This window comes from Streptomyces sp. JLSY215 (assembly GCF_059682825.1).
In genome coordinates this window covers 5,350,518-5,377,074 of the sequence record NZ_CM185022.1, presented here as the reverse complement: position 1 = coordinate 5,377,074, position 26,557 = coordinate 5,350,518, and the positions used below count along the sequence as shown (strand labels likewise).

Annotated in this window: 24 protein-coding genes and 1 pseudogene; 10 read left to right on the top strand and 15 right to left on the bottom strand. The window is 71.4% G+C overall.

Annotation, left to right across the window (positions count from 1 at the left end; genetic code table 11):
* Positions 1 to 69 precede the first annotated feature (69 nt).
* The 3 genes from AC5677_RS24155 to glyA form a co-directional block, all read right to left on the bottom strand.
* Positions 70 to 651 (bottom strand): 2'-5' RNA ligase family protein, encoded by a 582-nt coding sequence (locus AC5677_RS24155; RefSeq protein WP_497190015.1) that lies wholly within the window; start codon positions 649 to 651, stop codon positions 70 to 72.
* 231 nt (positions 652 to 882) lie between these two features.
* Positions 883 to 1,896: a tryptophan--tRNA ligase gene (gene trpS / locus AC5677_RS24150; protein WP_497190014.1), complete on the bottom strand. Its 1,014-nt coding sequence runs from the start codon at positions 1,894 to 1,896 to the stop codon at positions 883 to 885.
* Positions 1,897 to 2,029: 133 nt separating this feature from the next.
* Positions 2,030 to 3,304: a serine hydroxymethyltransferase gene (glyA, locus tag AC5677_RS24145; RefSeq protein WP_497190013.1), complete on the bottom strand. Its 1,275-nt coding sequence runs from the start codon at positions 3,302 to 3,304 to the stop codon at positions 2,030 to 2,032.
* A 277-nt stretch (positions 3,305 to 3,581) separates the two neighbouring features.
* On the opposite strand from glyA, the gene rocD reads away from it, so the two are divergent.
* Positions 3,582 to 4,793, top strand: coding sequence for an ornithine--oxo-acid transaminase (gene rocD, locus AC5677_RS24140; protein ID WP_497190012.1), 1,212 nt, complete (start codon positions 3,582 to 3,584; stop codon positions 4,791 to 4,793).
* 81 nt (positions 4,794 to 4,874) lie between these two features.
* Here the strand turns inward: rocD and AC5677_RS24135 are convergent, their stop codons facing one another.
* From AC5677_RS24135 to AC5677_RS24125, 3 genes and pseudogenes are all read right to left on the bottom strand, one after another.
* Positions 4,875 to 6,065, bottom strand: coding sequence for a glutathionylspermidine synthase family protein (locus AC5677_RS24135; protein ID WP_497190011.1), 1,191 nt, complete (start codon positions 6,063 to 6,065; stop codon positions 4,875 to 4,877).
* A 54-nt stretch (positions 6,066 to 6,119) separates the two neighbouring features.
* Positions 6,120 to 6,536 carry a hypothetical protein gene (locus tag AC5677_RS24130; RefSeq protein WP_497190010.1) on the bottom strand — a complete coding sequence of 139 codons (417 nt, stop codon included), beginning with the start codon at positions 6,534 to 6,536 and terminating at the stop codon, positions 6,120 to 6,122.
* A gap of 272 nt (positions 6,537 to 6,808) precedes the next feature.
* A pseudogene (locus AC5677_RS24125) lies at positions 6,809 to 6,984 on the bottom strand (IS200/IS605 family transposase); the annotation flags it as partial.
* A gap of 144 nt (positions 6,985 to 7,128) precedes the next feature.
* Between AC5677_RS24125 and AC5677_RS24120 the strand changes: the two are divergent.
* The 3 genes from AC5677_RS24120 (at position 7,129) to AC5677_RS24110 (ending at position 10,022) form a co-directional block, all read left to right on the top strand.
* A complete protein-coding gene (locus AC5677_RS24120; RefSeq protein ID WP_497190009.1) occupies positions 7,129 to 8,391 on the top strand; it encodes an RNA-guided endonuclease InsQ/TnpB family protein in 1,263 nt (420 codons plus the stop codon).
* Positions 8,392 to 8,439: 48 nt separating this feature from the next.
* A complete protein-coding gene (locus AC5677_RS24115) occupies positions 8,440 to 9,348 on the top strand; it encodes a hypothetical protein (RefSeq protein WP_497190008.1) in 909 nt (302 codons plus the stop codon).
* A gap of 122 nt (positions 9,349 to 9,470) precedes the next feature.
* Positions 9,471 to 10,022: a GNAT family N-acetyltransferase gene (locus AC5677_RS24110; protein WP_497190007.1), complete on the top strand. Its 552-nt coding sequence runs from the start codon at positions 9,471 to 9,473 to the stop codon at positions 10,020 to 10,022.
* A 50-nt stretch (positions 10,023 to 10,072) separates the two neighbouring features.
* Here the strand turns inward: AC5677_RS24110 and pdxR (AC5677_RS24105) are convergent, their stop codons facing one another.
* Complete coding sequence (gene pdxR, locus AC5677_RS24105; RefSeq protein WP_497190006.1) at positions 10,073 to 11,521, bottom strand: MocR-like pyridoxine biosynthesis transcription factor PdxR; 1,449 nt, start codon at positions 11,519 to 11,521, stop codon at positions 10,073 to 10,075.
* A gap of 47 nt (positions 11,522 to 11,568) precedes the next feature.
* Here pdxR (AC5677_RS24105) and AC5677_RS24100 point away from each other — a divergent pair, with 47 nt between their 5' ends.
* The 3 genes from AC5677_RS24100 (at position 11,569) to AC5677_RS24090 (ending at position 13,342) form a co-directional block, all read left to right on the top strand.
* Positions 11,569 to 12,060 carry a carboxymuconolactone decarboxylase family protein gene (locus AC5677_RS24100; protein WP_497190005.1) on the top strand — a complete coding sequence of 164 codons (492 nt, stop codon included), beginning with the start codon at positions 11,569 to 11,571 and terminating at the stop codon, positions 12,058 to 12,060.
* A gap of 5 nt (positions 12,061 to 12,065) precedes the next feature.
* Positions 12,066 to 12,539: a carboxymuconolactone decarboxylase family protein gene (locus AC5677_RS24095; protein ID WP_497196733.1), complete on the top strand. Its 474-nt coding sequence runs from the start codon at positions 12,066 to 12,068 to the stop codon at positions 12,537 to 12,539.
* Positions 12,540 to 12,610: 71 nt separating this feature from the next.
* Positions 12,611 to 13,342 (top strand): isocitrate lyase/PEP mutase family protein, encoded by a 732-nt coding sequence (locus tag AC5677_RS24090; RefSeq protein WP_497190004.1) that lies wholly within the window; start codon positions 12,611 to 12,613, stop codon positions 13,340 to 13,342.
* A gap of 76 nt (positions 13,343 to 13,418) precedes the next feature.
* Here the strand turns inward: AC5677_RS24090 and AC5677_RS24085 are convergent, their stop codons facing one another.
* Positions 13,419 to 13,934, bottom strand: coding sequence for a carboxymuconolactone decarboxylase family protein (locus tag AC5677_RS24085; RefSeq protein WP_497196732.1), 516 nt, complete (start codon positions 13,932 to 13,934; stop codon positions 13,419 to 13,421).
* Between the two features lie 109 nt (positions 13,935 to 14,043).
* Between AC5677_RS24085 and pdxR (AC5677_RS24080) the strand changes: the two genes are divergently transcribed.
* Together pdxR (AC5677_RS24080) and AC5677_RS24075 are read left to right on the top strand one after the other, a co-directional pair.
* The gene (gene pdxR, locus AC5677_RS24080; protein ID WP_497190003.1) at positions 14,044 to 15,471 is read left to right on the top strand and encodes a MocR-like pyridoxine biosynthesis transcription factor PdxR; all 1,428 of its coding nucleotides are present in this window, start codon (positions 14,044 to 14,046) and stop codon (positions 15,469 to 15,471) included.
* Between the two features lie 424 nt (positions 15,472 to 15,895).
* A complete protein-coding gene (locus AC5677_RS24075; protein WP_497190002.1) occupies positions 15,896 to 17,101 on the top strand; it encodes an RNA-guided endonuclease InsQ/TnpB family protein in 1,206 nt (401 codons plus the stop codon).
* A gap of 397 nt (positions 17,102 to 17,498) precedes the next feature.
* Here the strand turns inward: AC5677_RS24075 and AC5677_RS24070 are convergent, their stop codons facing one another.
* The 7 genes from AC5677_RS24070 to AC5677_RS24040 all read right to left on the bottom strand — a co-directional run bounded on the left by AC5677_RS24070 (position 17,499) and on the right by AC5677_RS24040 (position 25,361).
* Positions 17,499 to 17,792, bottom strand: a complete 294-nt coding sequence (locus AC5677_RS24070) for a hypothetical protein (RefSeq protein ID WP_497190001.1) — start codon at positions 17,790 to 17,792, stop codon at positions 17,499 to 17,501.
* 197 nt (positions 17,793 to 17,989) lie between these two features.
* Positions 17,990 to 18,982 (bottom strand): ABC transporter substrate-binding protein, encoded by a 993-nt coding sequence (locus AC5677_RS24065; protein WP_497190000.1) that lies wholly within the window; start codon positions 18,980 to 18,982, stop codon positions 17,990 to 17,992.
* Between the two features lie 2 nt (positions 18,983 to 18,984).
* A complete protein-coding gene (locus AC5677_RS24060) occupies positions 18,985 to 20,982 on the bottom strand; it encodes an ABC transporter permease (protein WP_497189999.1) in 1,998 nt (665 codons plus the stop codon).
* Complete coding sequence (locus tag AC5677_RS24055; protein WP_497189998.1) at positions 20,979 to 21,152, bottom strand: hypothetical protein; 174 nt, start codon at positions 21,150 to 21,152, stop codon at positions 20,979 to 20,981. The genes AC5677_RS24060 and AC5677_RS24055 overlap by 4 nt, the downstream gene beginning before the upstream one ends.
* On the bottom strand, positions 21,152 to 22,261 hold the full coding sequence (locus AC5677_RS24050; RefSeq protein WP_497189997.1) for a quaternary amine ABC transporter ATP-binding protein: 1,110 nt from the start codon (positions 22,259 to 22,261) through the stop codon (positions 21,152 to 21,154). Before AC5677_RS24050 ends, AC5677_RS24055 begins: the two co-directional genes overlap by 1 nt.
* Complete coding sequence (locus AC5677_RS24045; RefSeq protein WP_497189996.1) at positions 22,261 to 23,802, bottom strand: GMC family oxidoreductase; 1,542 nt, start codon at positions 23,800 to 23,802, stop codon at positions 22,261 to 22,263. The genes AC5677_RS24050 and AC5677_RS24045 overlap by 1 nt, the downstream gene beginning before the upstream one ends.
* A 50-nt stretch (positions 23,803 to 23,852) precedes the next feature.
* Positions 23,853 to 25,361 (bottom strand): aldehyde dehydrogenase family protein, encoded by a 1,509-nt coding sequence (locus AC5677_RS24040; RefSeq protein WP_497189995.1) that lies wholly within the window; start codon positions 25,359 to 25,361, stop codon positions 23,853 to 23,855.
* A 343-nt stretch (positions 25,362 to 25,704) separates the two neighbouring features.
* Between AC5677_RS24040 and AC5677_RS24035 the strand changes: the two genes are divergently transcribed.
* Positions 25,705 to 26,511 (top strand): hypothetical protein, encoded by an 807-nt coding sequence (locus AC5677_RS24035; RefSeq protein ID WP_497189994.1) that lies wholly within the window; start codon positions 25,705 to 25,707, stop codon positions 26,509 to 26,511.
* Positions 26,512 to 26,557 lie beyond the last annotated feature (46 nt).

Sequence of the window (26,557 nt, the reverse complement as noted above, 5' to 3'; positions counted from 1 at the left end):
TCAGCAGCGCCCCGGTGTTCCGGCGGCCGCCCTTGTAGGAGGGGCCGCGATCGCGCGGGACCGGCCCGGCTACGAAGCGGGCGCCGACGGCCGCGAAAGATCCGCCTGCCGCGGCACCCCGGCCGTCTGCGGACCGAACGGGTACTCCCGCTCCAGCCGCCACACCGCATCCGCGCCCTGCTGGTAGAGGGCGAAGGCGCCGATCGTCCAGGTGGCGGAGAAGTCGCTCAGGTCGGCGTGGGCCCGGTCCATCGCCTCCTCGGCGATGCCGTGCGCGACCGTGACGTGCGGGTGGTACGGGAAGGCCAGCTCGCGGGCGCACGGGCCGGAGGCGGCGCGGACGCGGGCCTGGAGGGCGGTGCAGCCCGCCTCGCCCTCGGCGACCTTCACGAAGACGACCGGGGAGAGCGGGCGGAAGGTGTCCGTGCCCTCCAGCCGCAGCGGGAAGGGCCGGAAGGAGGCGGCGACCTCGGCGAGGTGGGCGTCGATGGCGGGCAGGGCCTCCGCGCCGACCTCCGTCGGGGGAAGGAGGGTGATGTGGGTGGGGATGCCGTGCGCGGCGGGGTCCCCGAAGCTCTCCCGCTTCCTTTGGAGGAAGGTTCCGTAAGGCTCCGGGACCGCGATCGAAACGCCCAGTGTGACGGGCCCCACGGCGTTCTCCCTCCTGAAGTCCACAGCTCTCTGACGTCCCCGGGCGGCGCGCTCGCACGCACCGGCCGACGGGACCCTTTCACGCGCCGGCTCTCAGTGTGCCGGGTACGCGCCCGTGGCGGGCAGCGTCCTTGGTCCTGTTACCGGCGGGCACCTCGGCCCCCGGGCGGGGGGAGGGAGCCCTCGGCCGCCCGCGGAGCCGGCCGGTGGCCGGCCCCGCGGGTGTGCCGCTCAGTGCTTGGCCGGCAGGAATCCGAGCCGGTCATACGTGGTGGCGAGGGTCTCGGCGGCCACCGAACGGGCCTTCTCCGCACCCTTTGCCAAGATCGCGTCCAGCGTCTCGGCATCGTCCAGATATTCCTGCGTACGGTCCCGGAACGGTGTGACGAATTCGACCATCACCTCGGCGAGGTCGGTCTTGAGAGCGCCGTACATCTTGCCCTCGTACTGCCGCTCCAGCTCCGCGACGGACGTGCCGGTGAGGGTGGAGTAGATGGTGAGGAGGTTGGAGACGCCCGGCTTGTTCTCGGTGTCGTAGCGGATCACCGTGTCGGTGTCCGTCACCGCGCTCTTGATCTTCTTGGCGGTCGCCTTGGGCTCGTCGAGGAGGTTGACCAGGCCCTTGGGGGTGGACGCCGACTTGCTCATCTTGATCGACGGGTCCTGCAGGTCGTAGATCTTCGCCGTCTCCTTGAGGATGTACGGCGCCGGGAGCGTGAAGGTCTCGCCGAAGCGGCCGTTGAAGCGCTCGGCGAGGTCGCGGGTGAGCTCGATGTGCTGGCGCTGGTCCTCGCCGACGGGCACCTGATGGGCCTGGTACAGGAGGATGTCGGCGACCTGGAGGATCGGGTACGTGAAGAGGCCGACGGTGGCGCGGTCGGCGCCCTGCTTGGCCGACTTGTCCTTGAACTGCGTCATCCGGCCGGCCTCGCCGAAGCCGGTGAGGCAGTTCATGACCCAGGCCAGCTGGGCGTGCTCGGGGACATGGCTCTGGATGAAGAGGGTGCAGCGCTCCGGGTCGAGTCCGGCGGCCAGCAGCTGGGCGGCGGCCAGCCGGGTGTTGGCGCGCAGCTCGGCCGGGTCCTGCGGGACGGTGATCGCATGCAGGTCGACGACCATGTAGAAGGCGTCGTGGGACTCCTGCAGCGCCACCCACTGGCGGACTGCGCCGAGGTAGTTGCCGAGGTGGAACGAGCCGGCGGTGGGCTGGATTCCGGAGAGGACACGCGGACGGTCGAGAGCCATGGCACCGATTGTCTCAGGTCGGCGGGTGCTCGCGGGCGTGTGGTCGCGGAGTGGACGACGGTGCGGCGGCCGGGCCTTCGGAGGGACCGGCCGCCGGCTGCCGGAGCACGGCCGGCGGCCCGTCCGTCCGTGGTCAGTCGCCGGTCGGCAGCCCGGGGGCCGGGTACGCGGCCATCAGCTCCGCGACCTCCCCGCGGATCGCGGTCAGGGCGGCCTCGTCACCCGTCCCCGCGGCCTTCACCCCGCGGTCGATCCACTCCGCGACCTGCGGCATCCGGTCCGCGCCCAGGCCCCGCGAGGTGAGCGACGGGGTGCCGATGCGGATGCCGGAGGGGTCGAAGGGCTTGCGGGGGTCGAAGGGGACGGTGTTGTAGTTGACGACGATCCCGGCGCGGTCCAGGGCCTTGGCGGCGACCTTGCCCGGTACGTCCTTGGACGTCAGGTCGATCAGCACCAGGTGGTTGTCCGTACCGCCGGAGACCAAGTCGAAGCCGCGCGCCAGCAGCGCCTCGGCGAGCGCCTTGGCATTGGCGACGACGGCGTGCGCGTACTGCGCGAAGGCGGGCGCGGCGGCCTCGCGCAGGGCGACCGCGATGGCGGCGGTGGTGTGGTTGTGCGGGCCGCCCTGCAGGCCCGGGAAGACGGCCTTGTCGACGGCCTTGGCGTGCGAGGCGCGCGACATCAGCATCGCGCCGCGCGGCCCGCGCAGGGTCTTGTGGGTGGTCGTGGAGATGACGTCCGCGTGCGGTACGGGGGACGGGTGCGCGCCGCCCGCGATCAGGCCGGCGATGTGGGCGATGTCGGCGACGAGTACGGCGTCGACCTCGCGGGCGATCTCGCCGAAGGCGGCGAAGTCGATGATGCGCGGGACGGCCGTACCGCCGCAGAAAATGATCTTCGGGCGTTCCTTGCGGGCCAGGTCCCGCACCTCGTCGAAGTCGATGAGCCCGCTGTCCGCGCGGACGCCGTACTGGACGCCGTTGAACCACTTCCCGGTCGCCGAGACGCCCCAGCCATGGGTGAGGTGGCCGCCCATCGGCAGCGCCATGCCGAGCACCGTGTCGCCGGGCTCGGCGAAGGCGAGGTAGGCGGCGAGGTTGGCGGGCGAGCCGGAGTACGGCTGGACGTTGGCGTGCTCGACGCCGAAGACGGCCTTGGCGCGCTCGACGGCCAGGATCTCGACACGGTCGATGTTCTGCTGGCCCTCGTAGTAGCGGCGGCCGGCGTAGCCCTCGCTGTACTTGTTCTGCAGGACGGTGCCGGTGGCCTCCAGGACGGCGGCCGATACGTAGTTCTCGCTGGGAATCAGGCGGAGGGTGTCGGCCTGGAGCCGTTCCTCGGCGCCGACGAGCTGCGCCAGTTCGGGGTCCGCGGCGCTGAGCGCGGGGTGGGAAAGGGGAAGCGTCATGAGGTGGTGTCCTCCGGGGCGTGCGATCGGTTGTCCGGTCGTGGTCCCGGGTGCCCAGGCGGGGCGACACCTCGTGAAGGGGCCGCCGCGGCGGCCGCCCACCGCTCCCTCGGGGTCGTTTCCCCGTACGCCAGTCGCGGTGTGCACCGCACAGCCTAGCGAGAGTCACACTGGAACGGGAAAGGGGCGCCGCATCCGGAGCAACGTGCGCACCGGGGACGCACCGGCGCCCGTACCGGCACCCGCACCGGCACCCGTCGACCGAACGGAGGCTCCGGTGACGTCCACGGAAACGGCCCGCGCCATCGCCGCCGCCGATGCCCACAGCGCGCACAACTACCACCCGCTGCCGGTCGTGGTGGCCACCGCCGAGGGCGCCTGGATGACGGATGTGGAGGGGCGGCGCTATCTGGACCTGCTCGCCGGATATTCCGCGCTGAATTTCGGCCATGGCAACCGCAGGCTGCTGGATGCGGCCGCCGCCCAGCTGGAACGGGTCACGCTCACCTCCCGCGCCTTCCATCACGACCGGTTCGGCGCCTTCTGCACGCAGCTGGCCGAGCTGTGCTCGATGGAGCTGGTGCTGCCGATGAACACCGGCGCCGAGGCGGTCGAGACGGCGGTGAAGGCGGCCCGTAAGTGGGGCTACCAGGTCAAGGGCGTCCCGGACGGCCGGGCGAAGATCATCGTCGCGGCCAACAATTTCCACGGCCGGACGACGACCATCGTGTCCTTCTCCACCGACGAGGAGGCCCGCGCGGGCTTCGGCCCGTACACCCCCGGCTTCGCGATCGTCCCGTACGGCGATCTCGCGGCCATGGAGGCGGCCGTCGACGATGACACGGTCGCCGTCCTGCTGGAGCCGATCCAGGGCGAGGCGGGCGTGCTGGTCCCGCCGCCGGGCTATCTGGCGGGCGTGCGGGGGCTGACCGGTGACCGGAAGGTGCTGTTCATCGCCGACGAGATCCAGTCGGGGCTGGGCCGTACGGGCCGGACCTTCGCCTGCGAGCACGAGGGCGTGGTCCCGGACGTGTACGTCCTGGGCAAGGCGCTGGGCGGCGGGGTGGTGCCGGTGTCGGCGGTGGTGTCCTCGCAGGAGGTGCTGGGCGTCTTCGCGCCGGGCGAGCACGGCTCGACGTTCGGCGGGAATCCGCTGGCGTGCGCGGTGGCGCTGGAGGTCATCGCGATGCTGCGGACCGGTGAATTCCAGGCCCGCGCAACGGAGTTGGGCGCACATCTGCACGGCGAGCTGGCGCCGCTGGCGGGCGGCGGCGCGGTGGACGCGGTGCGCGGGCGCGGGCTGTGGGCGGGCGTGGACATCCACCCGTCGCGCGGCACCGGGCGGGAGGTGGCGGAGCGGCTGATGACGCACGGGGTGCTGGTCAAGGACACCCACGGCGCCACGATCCGGATAGCGCCGCCGCTGACGATCAGCAAGGAGGACCTGGACTGGGGGCTGGACCGGCTGCGGGGCGTGCTGGGGGTGTAGCCCGGGGGCTGGCTTCCGGGCGGGCGGGCGCGGGTCCGGCCGCTCGCGACACCGTGGTGGGGCGAGCGGCCGACCGGCGGCCTAAAGGATCACATGCGGCAGGAACCGCGCGTACTCGTCCGTGACCGGCCCCGCCGACTCCCGGATACCCAGTCCCGCCGCCTCGTCCTCGACCACCCAGGCGCCGAGCACCACCCGGTTGCCGTCGAAGTCCGGAAGCGGCGCCAGCTCCTGGTAGCAACGGGGCTCTCCGGGACTGCTGGGGGCCGCCTCCCCGCCCGGCTCGTGCAGCGTGACGCCCTCCCCCTCCCGGCCGAGCAGCGGCTTGGCCACGTACCCCGTCGTGTCCGCCAGCTCCCGCGGGCCGTCCAGATAGGCGGGCAGCAGATTCGGATGCCCGGGGAACAGCTCCCAGAGGACGGCCAGCAGCGCCTTGTTGGACAGCAGCATCTTCCAGGCCGGCTCGATCCAGAGGGTGGAGCCGGTGCCGCCGCCGTTGTCGAGGGTGTCCAGGACGTAGGGGCCGAAGTCGTCGGTGGCCAGCCACTCCCAGGGGTAGAGCTTGAAACAGGACCGGATGAACCGCAGCCGCTGGTCGACGAAGCGGTTCGAGAGCCGGTCCCAGCCGATGTCCTCCATGGAGATCGCGACGGTCTCCAGGCCGGCCTGCTGCGCCGTCTCCTCCAGATAGGCGACGGTCATCAGATCCTCGCCGAGCTGGTCGTCCGACGAATGCGCGAAGTGCAGCGGCGCACCGGGCGGCAGCAGGGCCGCCTGCCGCTTCCAGGCGTCGACCAGCCGCTCGTGCAGCGAGTTCCACTGGTCGGCGCCGGGGAAGCGCTCCTCCATCCAGAACCATTGGGGACTGGCCGCCTCCACCAGCGAGGTCGGCGTATCCGCGTTGTACTCCAGCATCTTGGCCGGGCCGCTGCCGTCGTACCGCAGGTCGAACCGCCCGTATACGGACGGCAGTTCCGCCCGGCGTCGCCAGGATTCGGCGACGAGCCCGGCCAGCCGGGGATCGTCGATCCCGAGATCGCCGAAACGGTTCCGCTCCACGATGTGCGCGGCGGCGGCCAGACACATCCCGTGCAGCTCCTCGACGACGTCCTCCAGCGCCTCGACCTCGGACAGCGAGAACTCGTAGTACGCGCTCTCGTCCCAGTACGGGCGCAGCGAATCGTCCGGATAGCGGGTGAGCGGGTAGATCAGGCCCTGGGCCTCGACGGTCTGCTGCCAGCCGGGGCGGGGGGTGATGGTGTGCCGTTTCATGCGGGTGCCCGTTCCTGTGCCGGTCCCTTTGCCCGTCCCTGTGTCCGCGCCCGCTCAGCCGCCGTAGCGGCCGTGCGAATGCGAGCCGGAGCCCGAGCAGCCGAAGCCGCCGCGGTTGACGGCCGTGCTCTTGCTGAACGTTCCCTGGTCGGCGTACCGGCTGCTCGACTCGTCCGCCCCGTAGTACCACTGGCCGTCCACGGACTGCTTGCCCGTCGCGCCGCCGCGGCCGGTCCTGCCGTAGCCGCCGCTGGTGCCGCTGCTTCCGCTGCTTCCGGAGGACGAGCCGCCGCCCGCCGAGCAGTTCTTGGCGTCGACGACGCGATAGCCCGTTCCCGCGGCGTAACTGTTGCGGTCGACGCAGCGCTTGTCCGGTTCCGAACCGCAGGAGGTGAGGGCGGCGGCCAGCGCGCCCATACCCCCCAGGATCACCGTGCTCGACCGCAGTCGTCGGCGTGCTTTCTCGGCCATGTCGTGAACTCCCCCGTGGACGGACGTGTGTGTCGGCTGGACGGGCCGTGTGGACCGACCGGATGTGGACCGACCGGATATGGACCGACCGGTGTGCCGCCGGGCCAGCCTAGAGGGCGCCCGGGCGACGGCCGGGGACGGCCCCGCCCGGTTTCCGATTCCGCCATCTATCAGCGATCTTGGCCAGTGCCCCGCCTTCAGGCGGGGGTCCAGGTCATCTCAGAATTGCTCTGATCTCGGCTTGAGGCATGGATCTGCAGTGTTGGTCCCGGTCAAGGCCACACGGGGCGCTGCTGGTTCTCGATGTACTGGCGCACGACGGTCAGGGGTGCCCCGCCACACGATCCGGCGAAGTAGGAGCGGGACCAGAACCGGCCGTGCATGATGGCCCGTTCACGTGGCCGGTGAACTCCTGCCGCAACCTGCGGGAGCTGACACCCTTGAGCGTGAACCACCTCTCTAGGGCCCAGCCGTCACGTCACTCACAGGGGTGGCCGTCGCCAATGCGGCCGGCGCGTATGCCAGTTCGCGGCGCAAGGTCGTTCCGACAGTCTGTTCCAGTAGGGGCAACGAACCGGGGTGGGGAGGGAAGTTGAAGCGTCAGCGCGGCCACAAGGCCCGGCTTTCCCTCACCCCCGCCCAGGCTCTGGCCGCTGAGGACCAAGGCCATGCCGCCCGCACCCTGTGGAACCTCGTGCACGACTGGTGGACGATGCTCCCCAAGGTGCGCCGAACCCTGGCCGCCGCAGACGCGGCGATCCGCCAAGGGCGCAAGGATCTTCCCTGGCTCGGCGCCCTCCCGGCCCAGGCGGCGCAGGCCGTACTGAAGACGTACTTCCAGGCATGGAAGAACTGCTGGGACGGCCGCACTCAGGCACCGACGTTCAAGGGCCGCTTCCGTTCCCGCATGGCCGTCGACATCCCTCAGGGGCGCGACCTTCAGATCGTGCGTCTGAACCGCCGGTGGGGCCGCATGTGGGTGCCGAAGATCGGGCACGTCCGTTTCCGCTGGACCAAGGATCTCCCGGTCGGCAAACGCGCCGACAAGAGCAGCCGGATCACCGGGGCCCGGCTCGTGAAGGAAGCGGACGGCTGGCACGTTGTCTTCCGCGTCCAGAGCGAAGCGCCCGAACCGGCCCCGCACACCGGGCCGACGGTCGGTATCGACCGGGGCGTCACACGCCCCCTCGCCCTCTCGGACGGTACGTTCCGCGACCACGGCCCCTGGCTCACCAAGGGCGAGACGGAGCGGCTGCGCCGACTGGAGAAGACGAAGGAACGCAGGCGCCGCGCCCGCAAGGCCGGCGAGGCCGCCTCCAGGCGTCTGAAGCGCGCGTATGACCAGATCGCCCAGCTCCGCGCAACAGCCAAGCGCAGAGCAATCGACTGGCAGCACAAGACCACCACCGGCATTGCCGAGGCATTCTCGCGTATCGGGGTGGAAGACCTGGCCATCACCAACATGGTCAAGTCCGCCCGGGGAACCCTGGAAGCCCCGGGCCGGAACGTCCGCCAGAAAGCCGGGCTCAACCGCGCCATAGCCGGGGAGGCGTGGGCCAGGACCGTGACCATGCTGGAGTACAAGAGCGCCGAGCGCGGCGGCAGCGTGGTCAAGATCCCCGCGCAGAACACCTCAAGGCGCTGTTCCGCGTGCGGCTTCGTCACACCCGGCAGCCGGGAGACCCAGGCCCGGTTCGCGTGCAAGAACCCCGACTGCGGGTTCGAGGCCAACGCGGACACCAACGCGGGACGCAACATCGACTACGCCGCCGGGCAGGCGGTGTCAGGACGCGGAGACCTCGGGGTTACCCGGTCGAAGAAACGTCAACCAGCCACTCAGCCGCACACGGCCTGAGAGAGGAATCCGCCCCGTTCACGGGGCGGAGGATGTCAGAGTCGCTTCATGGTCCTTGGGATGATCTGCGCCATTGCCTCCGCGGTGTGCTTCGGCACCGCTTCCGTGCTTCAGGCCATGGCCGCGCGGGGCACCGCCCCCGGCACCGGTTCGGGCGTCGACCCGCGGCTGTTGCTGCGGGTGCTGAAGCAGTGGCGGTATCTGCTCGGGCTGGCGCTGGACGGCCTGGGGTTCGTGCTGGAGCTCATCGCGCTGCGGGCGCTGCCGATCTATACGGTCGGGGCGGCGCTCGCGGCCACCCTCGCGGTGACGGCGGTGGTGGCGGCCCCGGTGCTGGGCACCCGGCTCAGCCGCGCCGAGTGGGGCGCGGTGGGGCTGGTCTGCGGCGGGCTCGCGCTCCTGGGGCTCTCCTCCGGCGCGGAGGGGCATCTGCGGGGCACCACCGGACTCCGTATCGCGGTGCTGGTCTTCGCGCTCGCCGTGCTCGCGTCGGGCGCGCTGGCCGGGCGCCTCCCGGAGCGCGCCCGCGCGGCGGTTCTCGGCCTGGGGGCGGGTTTCGGCTTCGGCGTGGTGGAGGTCGCGGTCCGCCTCATCGACGACTTCGCGCCGTCCGCCCTCCTGACCAACCCGGCCACCTACGCCCTCCTCATCGGCGGCGGCGCGGCCTTCCTCCTCCTGACCACCGCCTTCCAGCGCGGCTCGGTCACCGCCGCCACGGCCGGCATGGTGATCGGCGAAACCATCGGGCCCGCCCTGGTCGGCGTCGCCTGGCTCGGCGACCGCACGCGCACGGGCCTGGCCCCGCTGGCCGTGACCGGCTTCGCCCTGGCGGTGGCGGGGGCGCTGGCCCTGGCCCGCTTCGGGGAGGCGGCGCCACAGGCCCCGGAGACGGACCCGGATCCCGTGACGGCGCCGACCGGACGGGCGGCGCGGGAGCGACGTCCGGGGGCTGGGTGAGGGGGCGGGGCCGGGGGCCGGAGCCGGGTTTCGTTCGTACGAACTGTGAAATGTCCCACTGGAACCGTCCCGCGGAAAAGCCCCGCTGGACGTACAAGGACCGGGAAACCTAAGGATCACGCATGAGGACAGGTACTGAAGGCATCCATGAGCCACAGCTCACAGCACTGCCCGCCGGATTGACCGTGCGTCATCCGGCGGGACCGGACCACCCGCGACTCCAGGTGGCGCTGGCCGACTGGTGGGACGGGCAGGGCGGGGCGGCCGGGGCGCTCCAACGGCAGCTCCTGGTGCCGCGGTTGTTCCTCCAGCACTTCGCCGGGACCAGCTATCTCGTCGAACGCGCCGACGGCACGCTGCACGCCTTCCTCATCGGCTTCCTTTCCCAGACGGAACCGAAGACCGCGTACATCCACTTCGTCGGGATCCATCCGGAAGGGCGGCGCAGCGGGCTCGGCAGTGCCCTCTACCACCGCTTCTTCGGCCTGGCCCGCGACCACGGCCGTACCCAGGTCCGCTGCATCACCAGCCCCAGCAACCACAACTCCATCGCCTACCACACCCGAATGGGCTTCCGTCTGGAGCCGGGCGACCACAGCGAGAACGGCGTCCCGATTCACCGTGATTACGACGGGCCGGGGCTGGACCGGGTTTCGTTCGTGCGGGACGTCTGACTGGAGGGCGGGACGGGATCGGGATCGGGAGGGCACACCCACCGCCCCGGCTACTCCCCCGGCGCCGGCGGCAGCGTCCTGATCAGTGCGTCCACCGCGCCCGTGAAGGAATGGTCGGGTGGCGTCCCGTACGCGACCACCAGGCCGTCGCGCGGCGCGCCGGAGGCCGACGGGTCGCGGAAGAAGTTCAGGCCCTCCAGGCGCAGCCCCTGCCATCGGGCCGCCTGGACGATCGACTGCTCGGTGCCCGGCGGGAGTTCGAGTACGGCGTGCAGGCCGGCGGCGATGCCGGAGACGTGGACGTGCGGGGCACGTTCGGCCAGGGCCGCCACCAGCTGGTCGCGGCGGCGGCGGTAGCGCAGGCGCATACCGCGCAGATGCCGGTCGTAGGCACCGGAGGCGAGGAATTCGGCGAGGGTGAGCTGTTCCAGGCTGCCGGACTGCCATTCGCCGGTGCGTTTCAGAGCCAGCACCGGGTCGACGAGGCGGTCGGGGAGGACCATCCAGGCCAGCCGCAGGGCGGGGGCGAGGCTCTTGCTGGCGGTGCCCATGTAGACGACGTGGTCGGGGTCCAGGCCCTGGAGGGCGCCCACCGGCTGCCGGTCGTAGCGGAACTCGCCGTCGTAGTCGTCCTCCAGGATGTAACCACCGCTGGCACGCGCCCAGTTGACGGCGGCCGCGCGGCGGTCGGGGTGGAGGGGGACGCCGGTGGGGAACTGGTGGGCGGGGGTGAGCAGCGCCGCCCGGATGTCGCCCGCACCGTCGAGGGCGGGCAGCTCCTGCGTACCGGCGCCGTGTTCGTCGACGAGCAGGGGGACGGTGCCCAGGCCCGCGCGGGTGATGACATCGCGGTGGAAGTGGAGCCCGTACGACTCGACGGCGATCCGCCCGGCGCCGCCGCTGCCGGGTGTCCCCAGCGCCCGGCTCAGCAGCCCCAGCCCCTGCATGAAGCCGGCGCAGACGACGATGCGGTCCGGGTCGGCGCGTACGCCGCGGGCGCGGGCGAGGTAGTCGGCGAGGACGGTGCGCAGTTCGGGGCGGCCGTGCGAGAGGCCGTAGCCGAAGGCCTCGCTGGGGGCGGCGGTCAGGGCGCGGCGGGCGGCGGCCAGCCAGGCGGTGCGGGGGAAGGCGGAGACGTCGGGGGTGCCGGGGGTGAGGTCGAAGCGCGGCCGGTCGGCGGGGCGGGCCGGGACGGTGGTGCGCCGGGCGGGGCCGGGGGCGTCGCGGGCCGGCGCCCGCTCCGCGACGCGGGTGCCGGAGCCCTGCCGGGCGCTGAGCCAGCCCTCGGCGACCAGTTCGGCGTAGGCGTCGGCGACCGTGTTGCGGGCGATGCCGAGGTCGGCGGCGAGTGAACGGGAGGACGGCAGCCGGGTGCCGGGGCTCAGTCGTCCGCTGCGTACGGCGTCCCGCAGCGCCCGTAGCAGGGCGGCCCGCACCCCGCCGGGCCCCGTGAGATCCAGATGCAGATCGCGCCCGAAAGTGGCCCAGGAATTCTCCATGGAAGTGGACCATACAGGGGTGCCACTGGGCCCGTAGCGTCGTAGCCATGACGACCGAGACGACGCCCCAGGCGACCCCCGAGACCCACCACGCACACGGCCCCCGCCTCCACTGGGCGAAGCTCGCCCCCGAGGTCTACAAGGCCATGATCGCCCTCGACACGGCGGCCAAGAAGGGGCTCGACCCCGCGCTGGTCGAGCTGGTGAAGATCCGCGCCTCGCAGATCAACCACTGCGCGTTCTGCATCGATATGCACATCAAGGACGCGCGCCAGGCCGGCGAGACCGAGGAGCGCATCTACCTGCTCAACGCCTGGGAGGAGGCCACCTCCTTCTACTCCCCCAAGGAGCAGGCCGCCCTCGCCCTGACGGAGGCCATCACGGTCCTGACGGACGGGTTCGTCCCGGACGCCGTCCACGCCCGCGCCGCCGCGGTCTTCGACGAGACCGAGCTCGCCCAGCTGATCGCCCTGATCACCACCATCAACGCCTGGAACCGCTTCGGTGTGTCGACCCGTATGGCCCCGGGCCGGGCATGACCACAATGGGCGGCGTGAGCACCACGGCACCCAGGCTGCCCCTGGGCAAACTGGCGCCGGGCATCGTCGCTCCGCTGATGGCGCTGAGCGCGGCCGCCAAGCAGGGCCTCGATCCGACTCTGGTCGAACTCGTCCTGCTGCGCGGCTCCCAGCTCAACCACTGCGCGTTCTGCATCGACCTGCACACCCGGGATGCCAAGGCCGCCAGGAACGCGGGGGAGAGCGAGGAACGGATCCGGCTCCTCGGCGCCTGGGAGGAGGCGCCCGGTCTCTACACGGAGCGGGAGCGGGCGGCCCTCGCCCTGACCGAGGCGATGACGCGGCTGCCGGACGGCGGCGTCCCGGACGGCGTGTACGACCGTGCCGCGGCTCACTTCGACGAGGCCGGGCTCGCCCGCCTCATCTCCCTGATCGTCGTGATCAATATCTGGAACCGCATCAATGTCGCGGTCCGCACGCCCGTGGGCGCGCCCCCGTAGGCGCACCCCGGCCCATGGGCGCACGCCCTTGGCCGCTCATCCGTCACACCGGAACCAGCTGGAGGCACCACATGACCGCAGCCGCCCTCCGCGCCCTGCACCACGGCCCCGATCTGCCCCTGGTCCTTCCCGGGCCCTGGGACGCGGGCAGCGCCAAGGTGTTCGCCGACGCCGGGTTCCCGGCGCTCGCCACGCCCAGTGCGGGCATCGCGGCGTCCCTCGGCTTCGAGGACGGGAGCACGCCGACCGAGGAGATGTTCGCGGCCATCGCGCGGATCGTCCGGGCCGTGGACGTGCCGGTGTCGGCGGACGTGGAGGCCGGATACGGGCTGTCCGCCAAGGAGTTGGTGGGCCGCCTGGCCGATGCCGGGGCGGTGGGCTGCAACCTCGAGGACAGCGACCATGCGTCCGGGGTGCTGCGCGAGCCCCAGGCGCAGGCGGACTGGCTGGCCCGGGTGCGGGCCGAGGCGGGCGACGCGCTGGTCATCAATGCCCGGATCGATACGTTCCTGCGGGGCGTCGAGGGCGCGGAGGAGGCGATCCTGCGCGGCCGGCTGTACGCCGAGGCGGGCGCCGACTGCGTCTACCCGATCCTCGCCCCGCCGTCGCTGCTGGCCGAGATCGCCGGCGCCGTCGGCGTACCGGTCAACGCCGTGGCCGTCCCGGACGGCCCCACCCCCCGCGAGCTGGGCGCCCTGGGCGCGTCCCGCATCACCTTCGGCCCCGGGCTCCAGCGGCGGGCGATGGCGGCCGTGGCGGGGATGGCCGAGCAGCTGCGGGAGGAACTTCGGGTGCGGGACTGACCCGGCCGGGGCGGGACTGACCCGGCCGGGGGGGCGGGGCGCGCCGGGGACGCCCCGCCCGGTTCCCGCCGGCGGCTCACCGGCCGTCGGTCCCCGGCACCTTCGCCGTGCTGAGGGCGATGCGGTTCCAGGTGTTGATCGTGAAGATCAGGGCCAGCAGCCGCGCCAGCTCGGCGTCGTCGAAGTGCCGCGCGGCCCGCTCGTACACCGCGTCCGGCACCCCGCCGTCCGCCACCCGCGTCACCGCCTCGGTGAGCTCCAGCGCCGCCTGCTCCTTCTCGGTGAAGAAGTGCGCGGCCTCCCGCCATACGGCGACCATGTGCAGCCGCTCCTCGCTCTCGCCCGCCTTCCGGGCGTCGGTGGTGTGCATGTGGAGGCAGTAGGCGCACTTGTTGATCGACGAGGCGCGGATCTGGACCAGTTCGACGAGGGCGGGGTCCAGGCCCTCCCGGGCGGCGGCGTCGAAGCCGATGAGTGCCTTGAAGGCGCGGGGCGCGGCCTTGGCGAAGTCGAGCCGGCCGGCCTTGGTGCGGTGCGCCGCGGCCGCCGCGGTGGTGGTGGTGGTGTTCTGGTCGCTGTTCGCTTCGTTCACTTCGTCGTTCGCTTCGTTGTTCACTTCGTTGTTCGCCTCATCGTTCGCTTCGCTGTTCGTCACGGCTTGAATCTAGAAGCGCAGGCGACCGCCGGTAGGGTGCATTTCCATGCCGGATTCATGGGTCAACCTCGCGGAGAGCCTGGGCGCCGATCTCCATCTGGAGCTCACCGGTCCCGGCAGCCGCCGCGCCGTCCTCATTCGTGCGCTGCGGGACGCCGTACGCACCGGCCGCCTCGCGCCCGGTACCCGTCTGCCGCCCTACCGTTCGCTCGCCGCCGACCTCGGCATCGCCCGCAATACGGTCGCCGACGCCTACGCCGAACTGGTCGCCGAGGGCTGGCTGAGCGCCCGGCAGGGCTCCGGAACCCGGGTCGCGCACCGTGCCGAGCCGCTCAAGCCCCTGCGCTCCGCCGCCCACCGCGCCCCGTCGGGCAGTCCCGCCCACAACCTGCTCCAGGGCCAGCCGGACGCCACGTCCTTCCCGCGCGCCGCCTGGCTCGCCGCCGCCCGCCGCGCGCTGTCCGCCGCGCCGCACGACGCGTTCGGCCCCGGCGATCCCCGCGGGCGCCCCGAACTGCGCCGCGCCCTCACCGACTACCTGGCCCGCACCCGCGGCGTGCGCACCGACCCCGGCCGGATCGTCATCTGCTCCGGCTTCGCCCACGCCCTGCGCCTCCTCTTCCCCGCCGTGCTGCCCGGCCCGCTCGCCGTGGAGTCGTACGGCCTCGCCTTCCACCACGGCCTCCTCGCGACCGCCGGCATCCGCACCCACGCCCTCTCCCTCGACGAACACGGTGCGGATGTAGGGGAATTGGCGGCCCGCAAAGGCATCGGCGCCGCCCTCCTCACCCCCGCCCACCAGTTCCCCACCGGCGTCCCCCTGCACCCCGACCGCCGGGCCATGCTCATCAACTGGGCTCGTTCCACCGGGAGTTACGTTCTGGAGGACGACTACGACGGCGAATTCCGCTACGACCGCAAGCCGGTGGGCGCCCTTCAGGGCCTGGACCCCGACCACGTCATCCACCTCGGCTCCGTCAGCAAGAGCCTGTCCCCGGCCCTGCGCCTGGGCTGGATGGTCCTCCCGGACCGCCTGGTGGCTCCCGTTCTGGAGGCCAAGGGCGAACGGGAGGCGTGGGCGAGCGCCACCGATCAGCTGACCCTCGCGGACTTCATCGCCTCCGGCTCGTACGACCGCCATATCCGTCGGATGCGCCAGCGCTACCGGCGGCGCCGCGACCAGCTGCTCGAAGCGATCGCCGGGCACGCCCCGCACCTCACCGTCACCGGCATCGCGGCCGGCCTGCACGCCGTCGTCCAACTCCCCTCCGGAGCAACGCACTCCGACGAGAGCGCCGCTCTCCGCGCCGCGCAGTGGCAGGGACTGGCCCTGGACGGCCTCTCCGGCTACCGCCACCCGGCCGCCACGATGCCGCCCCGCCACGGCCTGGTCATCGGCTATGCGACCCCTTCCGACCGCGCCTTCCCGGGCGCGCTGCAGGCCCTGTGCCGGGCGCTGCCGCCGGAGGCGTAGGGCGTCCGGACCGGCGGCCGTCCGACTGAGTGCGCAACCGGCGCGATGGGAAGCTGGGGACTTACGAGATCGGTTTCGTGGACGGTTCCTGGGCCACGATGTTCACACGAAGGCGATATTACGCATCCGGCCGCCCTGCTTGCCTGCGTGCACGCAGTGGCCCGCGGTCCACACCAGGTTGGACTTCCCCGGGTGCGGCGGGTCCGCAACGATCGTGCCGGAGCAGACCCTGGGACCGTCGGGGCTGTCGAAGAAGACCTTTCCGACCGGTGCCCTCAGCTAGCGAGGGGACCGCACGTTTACGCATGGAGGGAATCGCTTCTCAAGACTGCTCTGGCCACAACTGCGTGCACTCGTCGGCGCTGTTGTCAGTGGCCACCGGTAGGTTGAACACATCAGTTGAGGCGGGGAAAGGGGGAGGTCAGTGCACCGCGCGTATAAGTTCCTTCTCCGCCCCACCGTGCGCCAGGCGCAGGCCCTAGGCGAGATGCTGCGGGATCACTGCTCCCTCTACAACGGCGCGTTGCAGGAACGCCGCGACGCCTATCGGCACGTCTCCAGGACGGGCGTCAAGTACGGGCAGCAGTCCGCACAGCTCAAGGAGATCCGGGCCTTCGACCCCGAGCGGCAGGGCCGCTGGTCGTTCTCGTCCCAGCAGGCCACGCTTCGCCGGCTGGACAAAGCGTTTCAGGGGTTCTTCCGGCGAGTGAAGGCCGGGGAGAAGCCGGGCTATCCCCGGTTCCGTGGCGTGAACTGGTTCGACACCGTGGACTTCCCGAAGGACGGCGACGGCTGCCGCTGGGACTCCACCCCGCACGATCCCGTCACCCGCGTCCGCCTACAAGGCGTCGGGCATGTCCGCGTGCACCAGCACCGGCTGGTGAACGGGCGCGTCAAGACCGTCAGCATCAAGCGCGAGGGACGGCAGTGGTACCTCATCCTCTCCTGCGACAACGTTCCGGCCGAACCGCTGCCTGCCACCGGTGCCGTGACCGGCATCGACATGGGCATAGCCCACTTCCTCACCACATCCGAGGGCGAGCACATCGTCAACCCCCGGCACGGCAAGCGCAACGCCGGTGATCTCGCCGAGGCTCAGCGGGTGCTCAAGCAGTTCCCCCGACGAAAGCAGGAGAACCGCACTGTCAAGCACCAGCGGGCGGTGGAGAAGGTCGCCAAGCTACACCGCAGGGTGCGACGCCAGCGCACCGACCACGCACACAAGACCGCTCTTGCCCTGGTCCGCACCTACGACGTGATCGCGCATGAGCGTCTGGCCATCGCGAACATGGTCCGCACCCCCAAGCCCAAGCACGACAACGTGGGCGCCTTCCTGCCGAACGGCGCGGCGGCCAAGGCTGGGCTGAACAAGAGTATCCACGACGCGGGTTGGGGGGTGTTCCTGGGCATCCTCGCGCACAAGGCTGAAAGTGCCGGTCGTGTACTGATCCCGGTGGACCCCCGCAACACCTCCCGCACCTGCCCCGCCTGCGGGCACGTGTCCGGCGAGAACCGCACCACCCAAGAGAAGTTCGAGTGCACCCGGTGCGGGCACACCGCCAACGCCGACCAGGTCGGCGCACTCAACGTCGCCGTCAGGGCCGGGCTGGCCCTTCCGAACGTGGCCTAGCCACCGACAGGAGAAGCCCCCGAATTTATCCGGGGGAGGAGTCACGTAGTTGTGGTACGGCCGTCCGATCTGCTGGGCGGCGACCGGCCGCAGCTCGGGGTCGGTCGCCTCGAACTCACTGCCCGCGCCGGTGGCCGTCACGCTGAGGTCGGGCGCGGCCTGCGCCTTCGTCAGGCGTTCCGTCTTCCAGTGGTCCTTGATGACCGGGTTGGCGAAGTCCTGTGCCTTGCGCGCCCACTTGTCCCAGACCTGCCAGCCGCCGTCCTTCCACTTCTTGAGGTCGTCGATGCTGAGCACGACCGTCCATCCTCGCACGTCCATGCTTCGGACCGTAATCGCAGCCACTGGCGACAACCTCGGAACAGTCATTCCAGAAAGGGAAGTTGGGGGCAGTTGGTCACCTCCGGGGCACCCTCGGATCCCGGTTGGCGGGGACCGCTCCGTGCGACGGCCCGTGGGAGGAGGCGCGGGGCGCGCCGTGGGAGGGGCCGTACGACGCGGCGGGTGACGCGCCGGGTGAGGAGCCGTGACGGAACTCGCCGAGCTGCTTCGCCGTCGGGTACCACTTCTTGTTGCAGGGACGGCACCACCACCGCCAGTTGTCCCAGTCCTTGTCGGTGGTCGTGGTGTCCTTCCACAGCCAGTCGTCACAGCCCGGGGTGGGGCACTTCAGCGGCGGCGGCAGCGGCATGGCGGTTGGCCCTTCTTCGGCGGCAGGCGGCCCCAGACTGCTGCGCCTGCCGCGGCGCCGTGCGGTGGTTCACGGTCCGCCATCCGGACGGGTGACGGCGGCGGTGAGCCGTTCGGCCGTGCGGCGCCCGTGGAAAAGCGGAGCGGGCGGCCACACGCTCGCGCGTACGACTGCCCGCTCACGGAACCCGGAAGGCGCTACCGCTTCGGCAGCCACTTCTTCCAGACGTCCGGGTGCTTGTCCACCCACCGCTTGGCCGCCTCGTCCGCGGACAGGCCGTTCGAGGCGATCATTTCGGATACCTCGTTCTGGTCGTCCTTGGTCCACTGGAAGTGCTTCAGGAATGCCGCGGCGCTGCTGCCGCTCTTGGCGAAATCGCTGTTGAAGAACTTCTGGAGGGGAGTGGTGGGGTAGGCGCAGTCGATGGACTTGGGATCCTTCGTGCCCTTGGCCGCGCAGGCGTCCGTGTACTTGGGGAGTTGGACCTCCTCCATCGGCACCTGGTTGAAGAGCCACTGCGGCTCGTACCAATAGGTGAGGAAGGGCTTCTTCTGCTTGGCGAACTGCTGGATCTGGGTGATCTGCGCCGCCTCGGAGCCCGCGAAGACGACCTCGTAATCGAGGCCGAGATTCTTCACCAGCGCCTTGTCGTTGGTGACGTAGGACGGGGAGCCGTCCATCAGCTGGCCCTTGTTGCCGCTCTCCGAGGTGCGGAGCTGCTTGGCGAACTTGTTGAGGTTCTTCCAGTTCTTGACCTCGGGGTGCTTGTCGGCCCAGTACTTGGGGACGAACCAGCCGATGTGGCCGGTGACGCCGTTGCCGCCGCCCGCCGTGATCGTCTTCTTGTCCTTGACGTAGCGCTGTTCCTGGTCGGGGTGGCCCCAGTCCTCCAGGATGGCGTCGACCCGGCCCTGGCTGAGGGCGTCCCAGGCGGGAATCTCGTCCACCTGGACGGTGTCGACGTGGTAGCCCATCTCGTGTTCGAGCAGGTACTTGGCGACCGCGACATTGGACTGGGCGCCGACCCAGGTCTGTACGGAGAGGGTGACGGACTTGGAGCCCTTGGCCGCCGCGAACGGCGAGGCCTGCTTGGTCATATCGGCCTTGCCGCAGGCGGAGAGCGAGACGAGCAGCGCTCCCGCCAGCACGGACGTGCCGGTGATCTTTGCGAGGGTGCGGGTACGGGACATGGTCAGGCTCCCTTCCCCGTGGTGCGGCGTTCGGTCGGCTGGGTGACCCGGTCGAGCATCAGGCCCAGGCAGACGATGGCGACGCCCGCGACCAGGCCGAGGGCCAGGTCTCCGGTGGCGAGGCCGGTGACGACGTCGTAGCCGAGGGCGCCGCCGCCCACCAGGCCGCCGATGATGACGACGGCGAGGACGAGGACCACTCCCTGGTTGACGGCCAGCAGCAACGCGGGCCGGGCGAGCGGGAGCTGGACCTGGCGGAGGATCTGCCAGCGGGTGGCGCCGAGGGAGCGGGCCGATTCGATGGCGCCGGGCTCCACCTGGCGCAGGCCCTGGGTGGTGATGCGGATGACCGCGGGCAGGGCGTAGACCACGGCAGCGGCGGCGGCCGGGGCGCGGCCGACGGCGAAGAGGGCCACGACCGGAATCAGGTACACGAACTGCGGCATGGTCTGCATGACGTCCAGGACCGGGCGCAGGATCGATTCGAAGCGCTTGCTGCCGGCTGCCAGGATGCCCACGCCGAAGCCCAGCACCAGGGTCACCACGAGGGCGGCGAGGACCTGGGAGAGGGTGTTCATGGAGGGCTTCCAGACGCCCAGCACGCCGATGGCGGCCATCGCGAGGACGGCGGTCAGGGCGGTGCGCCAGGTGCCGATCAGCCAGGCCAGCGCGGCGACGATGAGCAGCGTGCCGTACCAGGGCAGTGCGGTCAGGCCGTCGCGCAGCGGGTTGAGGACCCAGTCGGTGAAGTGCGCGGCCCAGTCGGCGGTGCCGCCGATGACGGGGATGCCGGAGTAGAGGTGGCCGACCATCCACTCCTTGAAGGCGTTGACCGGGTGGGCGATGGCGACGACCCAGCCGGTGGGCCAGACCAGCGACCCGGCCAGGCGGCCGATGACGGCGAGGGCGACGGTGATCGCGGCGATGCCCGCCCAGGCCGGCCAGCCGCGCAGCAGCTTCGGGCCGGTGGGCTCCGTTCCGGCGCCGAGGCGTTCGCCGGCCGCGGCGGTGGTGCGGTCCATGACGATGGCCAGCAGCACGATCGGGATGGCGGCGGCGAGCGCGGCGCCGACGTCGACCGAGGCGAGGGCCTGGTAGACGCGGTCACCGAGTCCGGCGGCGCCGATCATGGAGGCGATCACGACCATGCCCAGCGCCATCATGATCGTCTGGTTGACGCCGAGGAGGAGATCCTTGCGGGCCAGCGGGAGGCGGGCGGTCAGCAGCCGCTGCCGTCCGGTGGCGCCGAGCGAGGAGGCGGCCTCCAGGACGCCCGGGTCGGCGGCGCGCAGGCCGAGCGCGGTCAGGCGGGCCATCGGCGGAGCGGCGTAGATGACGGTGGCCAGGAGGGCGGCCGGTACGCCGATGCCGAAGACCAGCACCACGGGGAGCAGGTAGGCGAAGGCGGGGAGGACCTGCATGGTGTCCAGGACCGGGCGCAGGATCTTGAACAGGCGTTCCGAGAGTCCGGCGGCGAGGCCCAGCAGGGCGCCGACGACGACCGAGACGAGGACCGCCACGACCATCAGGGCGAGCGTCTGCATGGTGGGGACCCACATGCCGAGCAGGCCGCTGACCAGGAAGGAGATCAGGGCGATGGCGGCGATGCGCGGGCCCGCCACGCGCCAGGCGAGGAGGGTGATGCCGGCCGTGACGCCGGTCCAGCCCAGGGCGAGCAGCAGCAGGTAGACGCCGCGTACGGAGATCACCACGGCGTTGCTGAGGTGACCGAGGAAGTAGACGAACAGCCAGTGGCTGTCGCGGTTGTCGATGATCCAGTCGCTGGTCCTGCCGAGCGGGCCGGAGACGTCGACGGTCAGCGAGGACGGCCAGGTGGCGCCGTACTTGGCGGCCAGCAGCGGGACGAGGACGGCCGCGGCGACGGCGAGCAGCAGCAGCTTGGCTATGCCGCGGCGGTTCAGCAGGGCTTCGGCCGGGCGCCACTTGGGGCTGTCGGCGCCGAGGCCGCGCTGCGGTACCGGGGGTGTGGAGATGGTCATGCGCGGCCCCGCTTCACGGTGCCGACGGGGACGTTCATGGCGGCGGCGCGCTGGGCCTCGCGCCAGCGGCGCAGCAGGGCGGCGCGCAGGCGGGAGCGGCGGTTGGCGACGGGGGCTCTGGGGCCGACGGCGCGCAGGGCGGCGCCGCGGTGGGGGGCGGCGGCGTACATCAGGCGGCCACCTCGTCGGGCCCGTGGTCGACGCGGGCGACCACATTGAGCAGGCAGGCGTGGTCGACGATGCCCAGGCAGCGGCCGTCGTCGACGACGCGGGCGGCGCCGCCGGAGCGGGCGACGGCCTCGATGGCGTCGGAGATGAGGGTGTCGGGGGTGAGGGCGGGACCCTCGTCAGCCTCGCCGTCCTCGGCCGGACGCATCGCGCGGCGGACGGTCAGGACCTGCTCGCGCGGGACGTCGCGGACGAAGTCGCGGACGTAGTCGTCGGCCGGGGAGCCGACGATCTCCTCGGGGGTGCCGAGCTGGACGATCTTGCCGTCGCGCATCAGGGCGATCCGGTCGCCGATCCGCAGCGCCTCGGCGAGGTCGTGGGTGATGAAGACCATGGTGCGGCCCTCTTCGCGGTGCAGGCGGATGACCTCTTCCTGCATATCGCGGCGGATGAGGGGGTCCAGGGCGCTGAACGGCTCGTCGAAGAGCAGGACCTCGGGGTCGACGGCGAGGGCGCGGGCCAGGCCGACGCGCTGCTGCTGGCCGCCGGAGAGCTGGCCGGGACGGCGCTTCTCCAGTCCGGCGAGGCCGACCTTCTCGACCATCTCGGTGGCCCGCTCGCGGCGCTCGGTCTTGCCCATGCCCTGGATCTCCAGGCCGTAGGCGACGTTGTCGACGACGGTGCGGTGCGGCAGCAGGCCGAAGTGCTGGAAGACCATCGAGGCGCGGCGCCGGCGCAGTTCGCGCAGGGAGGTGCGGTCCATGGCGCGGACGTCCTCGCCGTCCATCTCCAGGCCGCCGCTGGTCGGCTCGATCAGCCGGGTCAGACACCGTACGAGGGTGGACTTGCCGGAGCCGGACAGGCCCATGACGACGAAGACCTCGCCCTTGTGGACGTCGAAGGAGACGTCGCGGACGGCGGCGGTGCAGCCGGTCTTCTCGCGCAGCTCCTGCGCGGAGAGGCCGGTGACGGAGGCGTCGTCGGGGATGCGCTCGGCCTTGGGGCCGAAGACCTTCCACAGGTTGCGGACGGAGAAGACGACGTCGCGGGCGGCGGACGAGACCTTCTTGGGCGTGGGTACTGCGGATGCGCCGGCGGCGGTGGCAGCCATCACGCATCACCTCCCTGGGTAGGTGCTTCCTTGAGCAGTTCGGCGCACTTCTCCCCCACCATGAGCACGCCCAGCATCGGGTTGACGGCCGGCATCGTCGGGAAGACGGAGGCGTCGGCGATGCGGATGCCGGCCAGGCCGCGGATCTTCAACTGCGGGTCGACCACGGCCAGTTGGTCGTCGGCGGCGCCCATCTTGCAGGTGCCGGCCGGGTGGTAGACGGTGTGCGCGGCCTTGCGGACGAGCTCGCTGATCTGCTCGTCGTCGGTGACGTCGGGGCCGGGGAAGACCTCGCGCTTGAGCCACTTGGCGAACGGTTCGGCCTGGGCGACCTTGCGGGCCAGCTTGATGCCGTCGACGAGGGTCCGGCCGTCGTAGTCGTCCTCATCCTCGAAGTACTTGAAGTCGAGGGCGGGCTTGACCTCGGGGTCCGCGGAGGTGAGGTACAGGCGGCCGCGGGAGCGGGACTTGGGGATGTTGGGGGTCATCGACACGCCGTGCTCGGGGCGCTCGTAGCCCAGGCGCTCGGGGTTGTCGGTGAAGGGGATCTGGTAGAAGTGGAACATCAGGTCGGGGCCCTTGTGCTCCGGGTCCCGCTTGACGAACAGGCCCGCGTCGGAGTCCATCGCGGAGTTGCCCGGGATCGGCCCGTCGGTCTCCCAGACGATGACCGACTCGGGGTGGTCGATCAGGTTCTCGCCGACGCCCGGCAGGTCCAGCACGCACGGCAGGCCCAGCGCCTCGAGGTCCTTCTTCGGGCCGATGCCCGAGTGCATCAGCAGCCGGGGGGTGTCCACCGCACCGGCGCACACCAGCACCTCGCGGGCCGCCTCGACGTAGACCTCCTCGCCGTCCTTCGTCCGGACGTGGACGCCACGCGCCGTCGTCCCGTCCAGCTCCAGCTTGTGCGCCCAGGTCTCCAGCATCAGCGTGAGGTTCGGGCGGTCCCCGGCCTCCATGTGCGGGTGGAGGTAGGCGACGGACGCCGACGACCGCTTGTTGTTCTCCGGGTGGTAGGAGAGGTCGAAGAAGCCGACGCCCTCGTCGAACGGCTTGTCGTTGAAGCCGACGACCTCGGGGACGCCGAGCGCCGTCTTGGTGGCCTCGATCCAGTCCGTGGCGATCTGGTTCTGGTCCTTCTTCGCCACCCGCACGATGTTGTTGCGCAGCTTGCCGAAGTAGGGGTCCATCTCCTTGGCGCCCCAGCCGGCCGCGCCCGCCGCCTCCCACTCGTCCCAGTCGGACGGCAGCGGCTTGAAGGAGATCAGGGTGTTGTGCGAGGAGCAGCCGCCGAGGACCTTGGCGCGGCTGTGCAGGATGTGCGAGTTGCCGCGCGGCTGCTCGGTGGTCGTGTACTCGTAGTCCAGGTCGCCGCCGAGCAGGCCGAGCCACTTGCGCAGCGTCAGCACGTCCTCGCGGTCGATGTCGGAGGGACCGCCCTCGATGACGGCGACGGTGACGTTCGGGTCCTCGGTGAGGCGGGAGGCGATGACGGAACCGGCGGTGCCGCCGCCGACAACGACGTAGTCGTACACGGGCATGAGGGGTGCTCCTTTACTGCAAGTGCGTGCGTGGTCCGGGGAGTTGCGGGTCAGCCCGCGAACCAGCGCACCGGCTCCGGCCGGAGGTTTTCGTAAATGTGCTTGCTCTCGCGGTACTCGTCCAGACCCGTGGGGCCCAGTTCCCGGCCGATGCCGGACTTGCCGAAGCCGCCCCATTCCGCCTGCGGCAGGTAGGGGTGGAAGTCGTTGATCCATACGGTGCCGTGCCGCAGCCGGGCGGCGACCCGGCGGGCGCGGGCGGTGTCGGCGGAGAAGACGGCGCCGGCCAGGCCGTACTCGGTGTCGTTGGCGAGCGCGACGGCCTCGTCCTCGGTCGTGAAGGTCTCCACGGTGAGGATCGGGCCGAAGGTCTCCTCGCGGACGACCTTCATCTCGCGGTGGCAGCCGTCGAGCACGGTCGGCGCGTAGAAGTAGCCGGTGGCGGGCCGTACGTCCGACGGCTTGGGACGGGTGCCGCCGCAGCGCAGCTGGGCGCCCTCGGCGAGCGCGGAGGCGACGTACGCCTCGACCTTGTCGAGCTGCTGCTGGGAGACCAGCGGGCCGCACTCAACGCCGTCCTCGGTGCCGCGGCCCAGCTTGATCTTCTCGGCGCGGCGGGCGAGTTCGGCGACGAAGCGGTCGCGCACCGACTCCTCGATGATCAGGCGGGCGCCGGCGGAGCAGACCTGCCCGCTGTGGATGAAGGCGGCGTTGAGGGCCTGGTCGACGGCGGTGTCGAAGCCGTCGTCCGTGGCGCAGGCATCGGCGAACACGACGTTCGGGTTCTTGCCGCCCAGCTCCAGCGCGATGTTCTTGGCGCCGGCGACCGCCGCCGCGCCCGCCTTCGTACCGCTGGCGAGGCCGCCGGTGAAGGAGAAGAGGTCCACGTCCGGGTGCTCGGCCAGCCGCTGGCCGACGGGCAGGCCCGCGCCGGTGACGATGTTGGCGACGCCGTCCGGCAGCCCGGCCTCGACCAGCAGCTTGATGAGGTGGACGGTCGAGAGCGGGGTGACCTCGCTGGGCTTGATGACGAAGGTGTTGCCGGCCGCGACCGCCGGCGCGATCTTCCAGCTCGCCTGGAGCAGCGGGTAGTTCCAGGGCGTGATCATCGCGCAGACGCCCACCGGCTCGTGCACGACGACGCTGTGGATGTCGGGCGATCCGGCGTCGACGACCCGTCCGCCGCTCTCGTTCATCACCAGGTCGGCGAAGTAGCAGAAGGCGTCGGTCACGCAGTCGACGTCGACCCGGCCCTCTTCCAGCGTCTTGCCGGTGTCGCGGCTCTCGATGAGCGCGATCTCCTCGCGGTCGCGCCGGAGCAGATCGGCGACCCGGCGCAGCAGGGCGGCGCGGTCGGCCACGGCCGTGCGGGGCCAGGCGCCGGCGCCGCCGTCGAAGGCCCGCTTGGCGGCCGCGACCGCGGCGTCCGCGTCCTCGGCGCCGCCTTCGGACACCAGCTGGAGCACGCTCGCGTCGGCGGGGTCGAGGACCTCCCGCGTGGCGCCGGACGCGGCCGCCAGCCACACCCCGTCTACGTGAATGGTCTCGGTTGCCGACACGTGTGTTCTGCCTTCCGCCCGCGGATTTGTTCCCACTGGTGCAACCACTCGCGCACTCAGCAACGGGAACCCCTCCCCGAAAGCCCCCCACCTATGCCCAAACATTCGGGGAAAGTGAGGCGAGTCACTTCCTGCCCATCCGATCGCCCCCTGCTCATCCGCCGCATATCCCCCGCACGCCCCGTGCGCCCCCGGCGCTCGCACGGCACCCGCCCGGCGCCCGGCCGATGTACGCCCATGCGCCACCCAATGTGCGTCCGAAATATCCCGAACGTACCCTGAGTGGCTGTATGCCCTAGCCGCATGCCCCTAGCCGTACGTCCCTCGCACCGGAGGTGCCGCGATGGCCCGCAAACACCGCCCCATAACCGCGATCACGGCTCTGACCTGCGGTGCAGCCCTGATAGCCGGGCCCGCCTGGGCGGGCGTCGCCGCCGCGGCCGCCCCGGCGGACGGCGAGGGGGATCTCGCCGGCAAGACCGCCCAGCAGGTGACCAAGACCGCCCTCCACGCGCTCCTCGGCGCGAAATCCCTGCGCATACGGACCGAGTCCACCGCCGACCCGGGCAAGCTCGACCTCTCCTTCGACCTCTCCGGTAACTGCACCGGCACCGTCAGCAAGGGCTCCTACGGCCGCGTCGACCTCGTCAAACGCGGCAAGGAAGTCTGGATGAAGCCGGACACCGCGTTCTGGAAGACCCAGCTCCCCGGCAAGGTGGGCGACGCCGCCGCCCGGAAATACCAGGGCCAGTACCTGCACGGCACCACCGCCGACCCCTACCTCCAGAGCCTCGCCACCGCCTGCGACCTGCGCGCGTTCCAGAAGGCTGCCGCCGCCGCGCCCAGCAGCCCCCCGTCCGGCCAGCCCACGCCCCAGATGTCCAAGGGCAAGCCGACCGTCCAGGAAGGCACCCGCGTGCTGCCCGTCGTCAAAAAGAGCAACGGCATCACGCAGACCCTCTACGTCGCGGTCGACGACCCGCACTACCTCCGCAAGCTCGTTTCCGAGGCCGACCACCAGACCGGCACGGTCCTGCTGAGCAACTACGACCAGCCGGTCTCCACGAAGACGCCGCCGCCCGGGAAGACGGTGGACATCTCGGTGCTGGAGGACCGGCTGCAGGGGACACAGAGCCTGCAGGACGCGTAGCCGCACGTAGCCACGCGTAGCCGCGTAACCGTTCGCACATACGTAT